We start from the raw sequence: 7,064 nt of genomic DNA, 5'->3' as shown, positions 1-7,064 counted from the left end.
GGCCGCCAGAACGGCGGCCGGGGCGTTTCTCACGCTCGGGCGTCAGTCGTCGGAGACGTGCTCCCCTTCGAGCGCTGCGAGCGCCGGGTCCAGCACGACGTCCTCGGCACGCTCGGTCGTCGGGTCCTCCGGGAAGTGGCAGGCCGTCAGGTGGCCCTCACGGTTTCCGGAGATCTGCACCAGCGGCGGCTCTTCGGTCGCGCACTTGTCCTGCGCCTTCCAGCAGCGGGTGCGGAAGCGGCAGCCGGACGGCGGCATGATCGGGGAGGGGACGTCGCCGGAGAGACGGATCCGCTCCTTCTGCCCCGCGTCGACGTCCGCCTCCGGCACGGCCGAGAGCAGGGCGTGGGTGTACGGGTGACGGGGCCGGTTGTAGAGCGAGTCGCGGTCGGCGACCTCCACCACCTTGCCCAGGTACATCACGGCCACACGCTGCGAGAAGTGCCGCACGACCGCGAGGTCGTGGGCGATGAACATGAAGGCGATACCCAGCTCGTCCTGCACCTTCTGGAGCAGGTTGACGACCTGGGCCTGGATCGACACGTCCAGCGCGGAGACCGGCTCGTCGGCGACGATCAGCTTCGGCTTGAGCGCGAGGGCCCGCGCCACGCCGATGCGCTGGCGCTGGCCGCCGGAGAACTCGTGCGGGAAGCGGTTGTAGTGCTCGGGGTTGAGACCCACGGTCTCGAGCAGCTCCCGCACCCGCTTCTCACGGCCGCCGGGCGGGTTGATGCCGTTGACCTCCATCGGGCTCTTGATGATGGTGCCGACGGTCTGCCGCGGGTTCAGCGACGAGTACGGGTCCTGGAAGATCATCTGGATCTCGGACCGGATCGGCGCCAGCTGCTTGCGGCCCGCGTGGGTGATGTCCTGACCGGCGTAGGTGATCTTTCCGCCGGTCGGCTCCAGCAGCCGCGTGACCAGCCGGCCGGTCGTGGACTTGCCACAGCCGGACTCGCCGACGACGCCGAGGCTCTCACCCTCGTACACGGTGAGGTCGACCCCGTCGACCGCCCTGACCGCACCGACCTGGCGCTTGAACGGGAAGCCGCCGTAGATCGGGAAGTGTTTCGTCAGGCCCTCGACGGTGAGCAGAGGCTTGCGCCCTGCCCCGTCCGTTGAACCCTGCTGCTCAGGCAGAGTGACGTTCTTGCTCATGTCTCTGCGTCTCCCTAGCCCAGCCGGGGCTTGATCTGGTCGATAAAGATGGTCTGCTTCTGGTCCCCCGTGAGGTGGCACGCGGAAGCGCGCCCGGCGCCCAGCGGCGGCCGCTCACCGGAGCACCGCGAACCGCTGACCTCGTCGACGAAGGCGCAGCGCGGGTGGAACGGGCAGCCGGACGGCGGGGTCAGCAGGCTGGGCGGCGAGCCGGGGATCGGCGTGAGCGCCTCGCTCGTGTCGCCGCCGAGACGGGGCATCGAGCTCAGCAGACCCCAGGTGTAGGGGTGCTGGGGCGACCGGAGCACCTCGCGGACGCTGCCGCGCTCCACCGCCCGTCCCGCGTACATCACGAGCAGATCGTCGGCCATGTTGGCGATGACGCCGAGGTCGTGCGTGATGAAGATGATCGCCGACCCGAACTCCTGCTGGAGGTCCTTGAGCAGGTCGAGGATCTGCGCCTGCACGGTCACGTCGAGCGCGGTGGTCGGCTCGTCGGCGATCAGCAGGTCGGGGTCGCACATCAGCGCCATGGCGATCATCGCGCGCTGGCGCATACCGCCGGAGAACTGGTGCGGGTAGTCGTTGAAGCGCATCGCGGGCTGCGGGATGCCGACCTTGTCCAGCATCTCGATGGCCCGGGCCTTCGCCTCCTTCTTGGAGGCGCCCATGTGCTTCATGTACGGCTCGGAGAGCTGCCGGCCCACCGTGTAGTACGGCGAGAGCGCCGTCAGCGGGTCCTGGAAGATCATCGCGACCTTGTTGCCGCGGAGCTTCTCCAGCTCCTTCTCCGGCGCGCCGGTCAGCTCCTGGCCGTCCAGGATGATCTCGCCGTCGATCGCGGTGGTCTTGCGGTTGTGCAGACCGAGAACGGTCAGGTTGGTCACGGACTTGCCGGAGCCCGACTCCCCCACGATGCCCAGCGTCTTGCCGCGCTCGACGTCGAAGGAGAGCCCGTCGACCGCCTTGACGACGCCGTCCTCGGTGGAGAAGCGCACCCGCAGGTCGCGGACCGAGAGGAAGGCCTCCGGCCCGGTCGGGGCCGGTGTGTCTTCGGTCTTGGTCAGTGTGGTCACGGTCGTTCTCCTAGGCGAGGCGCACGCGCGGGTCGATGTAGGCGTAGGCGAGGTCCACGATGATGTTCAGGATCAGGATGAAGAAGGCTCCGAACAGCATCACGCCCATCGTCAGCGGCAGGTCCTTGTTCAGCGAGGACTCCACCGCCAGGCGGCCGATGCCCGCCAGGTCGAAGGTGAACTCGGTGACCACGGCACCCGCCAGAAGTCCGCTGAGGTCCATGCCGATGATGGTGACGATGGGGATGAGCGAGCCGCGCCAGGCGTAGCGGAAGAAGACGTACCGCTGACGCATGCCCTTCGCCCGCGCGGTGCGGACATGCTCCTCCTGCAGCTGCTCGATCATGGTCGAACGCGCCATACGCGTGTACTGGGCGGTGAAGATCGTCGCCATGACGGCCCAGGGGATCAGCAGACCGATGACCCAGCCGATCGGATCGTCCGTGAACGGGACGTACTTGGGGTTCTCCATCCAGCCCGTGCTGTAGACGAAGAGACCGAGCACGATCGGGCCGAGGAAGTAGATCTGGAACGAGCTGAGCACCATCGAGGCGCCACTGACGATCTTGTCGACCACGGTGCCGCGCTTCCATGCGGCGAGCAGACCCGTGCCGAGACCGAAGATCAGGAAGATGATGAGACCGCCGACGGTCAGCGACAGCGTCAGCGGGAAGCGGTCGAGGATGGAGTCCCAGACCAGGTCGCCGGACTCGAAGGAGACGCCCAGGCACGGAGCCGCGCAGTGTCCGACGTTGAAGTCACGGCCGGCCACGATGCCGGACATGAAGTCCCAGAACTGTGCGGTGATGGGCTTGTCCAGGCCGAGATTCTCGCGAATCACCGCGATGTTCTGCGGCGTGCAGTTCTTGCCGCAGGAGAGTTGGGCGAAGTCCTGGGGGATTGTGTAGAACAGGAAGAACGTGAACGCGCCGATCAGGAACATGATGACGACGGCGCCGGTCAACCTGCGGATGAGGAACTGAAGCATCGCGGGAGGCTGCTCTCTTCGGAGTCGGCGGGAGTTTGTGAGGGGTGGGTCCGCGGGGGTGCGCTCCGCCTGGCGCGCACCCCCACGGATCAGCCGTGATGTGGTGTTACGGCTTGATCAGGTACAGGTCGTTGATGTCGATGTAGCTCGACTCGGTGCTGTACTTGACGCCACCGACGTTCGAGCCGGACAGCTGGATCTGCTTCGAGTAGTAGACCGGGGCAGCCGGGTTGACACCCTCGACGATGCGGTGGTGGATCGACTCCCACTTCTTGGCCGCGGCCTGGGGCTCCAGCGTCAGCGCCTCGTTGATGCCCTGGGTGACCTCGGGGTCCTTGATGTGCGAGTAGTTCGACGCACCGTCGGCGACCAGGTCACCGTCGTAGACCGGGGTGATGACCGTGGACGGCGACGGCCAGTCCTGGCCCCAGCCGGTCATGTAGATGTCGAACGGGTTGTCGAGCTTACCGATCTGCTCGTAGAAGCTCTTCCGGTCGATCTCCTTGGCCTGGACGTTGAAGCCGATCTTGTTCAGCGCGTCCTTGATGATGACCATCTGCGCCTGGCCACGCGGGGTGTTGGAGTAGGCGTAGCTCAGCTTGGTGCCCTCCTTGAAGCCCGCCTCCTTCAGCAGCGCCTTGGCCTTCTCCGGGTCACCGTTGGGCTTCTTCAGCTTGCCGAACGGGTCGTACTTCGGGTCGAAGCCCGGCAGGGTCGGGGCGAGCAGACCACCGGCGAGCTCACCGCCGTACTTGCCACCGTCGGCCTGGATCATCGACTGGTTCGGGATCGCGTACGTGATCGCGTCGCGGATCTTCTTGTCCTTGACCCGGTCCAGGTTGAAGGAGAGCTGCCAGACGTAGGGCTGGTAGCCCTTGACCGTGCGCTTGTTGACGGCCTTGTTGTTGATCACGGACTGAATCTGGGCCGGGTCGACCGAGTCCGTGAACTGGATCGCGTTCTTGGCCTCGCCCTGGTCGGCGATCAGACGCTTGGTCTGGCTGACCTGGTCGATGGTGGTGAGGAAGTTGTAGCCGTCGACGTACTGGTGGCGCACGGCGTCCGTCTTCGGGTCCCAGTTGGTGTTCTTCACCAGGGTGAGGGACTTGCCGGCCTTGTAGTCGGCGACCTTGTACGGGCCGAGGGACTTCGGGGCCTTGTCGTACTTCGCCTGCGTGTCCGCCTTCTGCGGAACGATGGAGTAACCGGCCATGGCCAGGGCCTGCGGCAGGTCGGGCTGCGGCGTCTTGAAGTTGAAGACGACCGTCTTGGCGTCCGGGGTCGCGAGGACGCTGTCCGGAAGGTGCTTGCCCTTGTACGGACCGTCGGGCAGCGCCTTGCGGTAGTCGTCGCCGGAGAGCCAGCTCTGGACGTAGGTCGGACCGTCGAAGATCACCTTCGCGTACATGCGCTCGATGGTGTGGCGGACGTCGGCGGAGGTGATGGCGTTGCCATCCTGGTCCTTGATGCCGTCCTTGAGGGTGAACGTCCAGGTCTTGCCACCGTTGGTGGACTTGCCGGAGTCGGTGGCGACGTCGCCGACGACGGTCAGGTTGCCCTTCTCGTCCTCCTGGAAGTTCGTCAGACCGCGGTGGATCAGGTTGGCGAACTGGCCCGCGTCGCTGACGTAGATCTGACCCGGGTCCATGTGGGTCAGGTCGGACTGCATGTAGACGTTGATGGTGCCACCGGGCTTGGCGCCCGGAACCTCGACGGCCGGACCGTTCGAGGCGGCAGCGTCACCGTAGGCAACCGGCTTGGACTGCGCCGCGGCGTCCTTCTGCGACTTGGACTCGTCCTTGCCGCCCTTGCCGCCGTCGTTGGAGCAGCCGGTGAGCGCCAGGGAGCCGGCCGCCATGGCGACGACTATGGCGCGTGCGGAGCGCGATCGAATGAGCTTCATGATGCTCGTTGCACCTACCTGTCGGTTGTTATCCAGAAGAGCTGCCTGACCGTCCGGTTGCCCGGTGCGAGGGCGGCAGCTGCCCTCGCCCATGGACGTCACCGTCCGGTCTTGGGGTCGAAAGCGTCGCGGACCGAGTCACCCAGGAGGTTGAAGGCCAGGACGAAGACGACAAGAGCGACACCCGGGAAGAACATGAACGCCGGGTCCTGCTCGTAGATGTTGGCGCCGATGGCGAACATGCGGCCCCAGTCCGGAGTGGGCTCGACGAAGCCGACACCCACGAAGGAGAGGAAGGCGATGTTCAGGATGGCGCTGGGCAGCATGTAGGTGCCCTGCACCAGGATCGGCGTCACGATGTTCGGCAGAACCTCCTTGCGGACGATTCGCCAGCGCGAGGCACCCGAGACCTTCGCCGCCTCGACGAACTCGCGTTCCCGCAGGGACAGTACAGAGCTGCGCACCAGACGGGCCATACCCATCCAGCCGAGGAACCACGACACCAGGATGATCGCGACGGCCCGCAGGTACGTCGGGGTCTCGTCCGTCGGGGAGACGAACAGCGCGGTCACGATCGGCATGAAGGCGATGAAGAACAGCTGGTTCGGGAACGCCAGGAAGAAGTCGGTCACCCGGCCCAGCCAGTAGTCGACCTTCCCGCCGAAGTAGCCGCCCACCATGCCGATGATCACACCGGTCACCAGGCTGAGGATCGTCAGGACCAGCGCCATGAGCAGCGAGGTTCTGATGCCGTAGATCAGCATGGTGAACACATCGCGGCCCAGCTTGGGCTCGACCCCGAACCAGAAGTCTCCAGATATGCCACCGAAGGAACCGGTGGGCATCGCGAAGTCGTCCAGTAGGAAGGGGTAGTCCGGCTCCTGCGCGTACAGCGTGTAGGGATTCTTCCCGTACACCGCCGAGATGACTGGAGCCAGTAGCGCGACGAGGAAGTAGACGAGCACCACACAGGCGGAGATCACACCTGTGCGATCACGCTTGAAGCGCGCCCACATCAGCTGACTGGGCGAGCGTCCTGTGAGCGACTTGGTTTCCGCGCCGTCGTTCTGGGTCGCGGTCTCTTTGTCCAAGGCGACAGAGGCCTTCTCGCCCTCGATCTCAATTGGACTGGTCATGATGGTGTCCATTCACGGGTGTCTGGTGACCCGCGATCCCTGCACGCTGCGACGGTCCGGACGGTTTACGCCCGATCCGCCATGGCTGCATGACGACCCCCCGGTGCCAGCCGTCACCCCGAGACGGGTACGGCAGCGCAACCGCACGCCCGACGGGATCACCCCGTAGGCGGTACGACTGGGAAGAACGTCAGTTGGGGAGGATTCCCCCCAAGGAACGCGAGCCGAGCGGTTGACCGGGTCTCAGAAGTGCCGGCCGCTGCCGGCGACCAGACCGGATGATGTGCGCTGAAAAATGGCCGCACGAGCCATCTGTGACGACCCGACCCCACTGGCGCTCGTGGCACCGCGCATGGGTTCCTCCTCATGAGTCCACGTATTCACTGCAAGGCTGGACACATCACAACGCCGACACCCCTGACGGCGAAGATCCGTGTCCTGTGTGCTCGTGAGTCGGCGCTCCCCACAGCGCGTGACCCGTTGACCCGAGCTCAGTGAAGCCAACTATTGGGTAAGTTCGGGCTGTAAACCACACTTAAAGCATCTCGTTTTGGCAACATCACCCCACCCCAGAGGCCCAAAATTCGGACAAAGGGATCGCAGACAGACACCCCCGAAACGGACTGTTAATACAGGTTTCCGGTGCGCTACGTCCGATAGTCGAACCTTCGGGGTAGGAAATCCTGTTGACGGACAAGTGCCGCAAGGGTCGCGAGGGAGCCGTCACCGCAGTCTTCTTCCAGGCCACCGCAGTACGCAAACAGCGCCACGGCACCACGCGAACGGCCCGGACACTCCCGCGG

5 protein-coding genes are annotated in these 7,064 nt (G+C 65.4%); all 5 read right to left on the bottom strand.

What is annotated here, in order from left to right; genetic code table 11:
• Positions 1-42 precede the first annotated feature (42 nt).
• On the bottom strand, positions 43-1,158 hold the full coding sequence (locus ACWGI8_RS35880; RefSeq protein ID WP_453667499.1) for an ABC transporter ATP-binding protein: 1,116 nt from the start codon (positions 1,156-1,158) through the stop codon (positions 43-45).
• A 14-nt stretch (positions 1,159-1,172) separates the two neighbouring features.
• Positions 1,173-2,234 carry an ABC transporter ATP-binding protein gene (locus tag ACWGI8_RS35875; RefSeq protein WP_453667497.1) on the bottom strand — a complete coding sequence of 354 codons (1,062 nt, stop codon included), beginning with the start codon at positions 2,232-2,234 and terminating at the stop codon, positions 1,173-1,175.
• 10 nt (positions 2,235-2,244) lie between these two features.
• Entirely contained in the window at positions 2,245-3,222 is a 978-nt protein-coding gene (locus ACWGI8_RS35870) for an ABC transporter permease (protein ID WP_453667495.1), read from the bottom strand.
• Between the two features lie 106 nt (positions 3,223-3,328).
• Complete coding sequence (locus ACWGI8_RS35865) at positions 3,329-5,125, bottom strand: ABC transporter substrate-binding protein (protein ID WP_453667493.1); 1,797 nt, start codon at positions 5,123-5,125, stop codon at positions 3,329-3,331.
• Between the two features lie 98 nt (positions 5,126-5,223).
• On the bottom strand, positions 5,224-6,261 hold the full coding sequence (locus tag ACWGI8_RS35860) for an ABC transporter permease (RefSeq protein WP_453667491.1): 1,038 nt from the start codon (positions 6,259-6,261) through the stop codon (positions 5,224-5,226).
• Positions 6,262-7,064 lie beyond the last annotated feature (803 nt).

It is taken from the genome of Streptomyces sp. NPDC054841, assembly GCF_053611045.1.
Note: the sequence above shows the minus strand (reverse complement) of the source record. Positions and strands in the feature narration are given on the sequence as shown.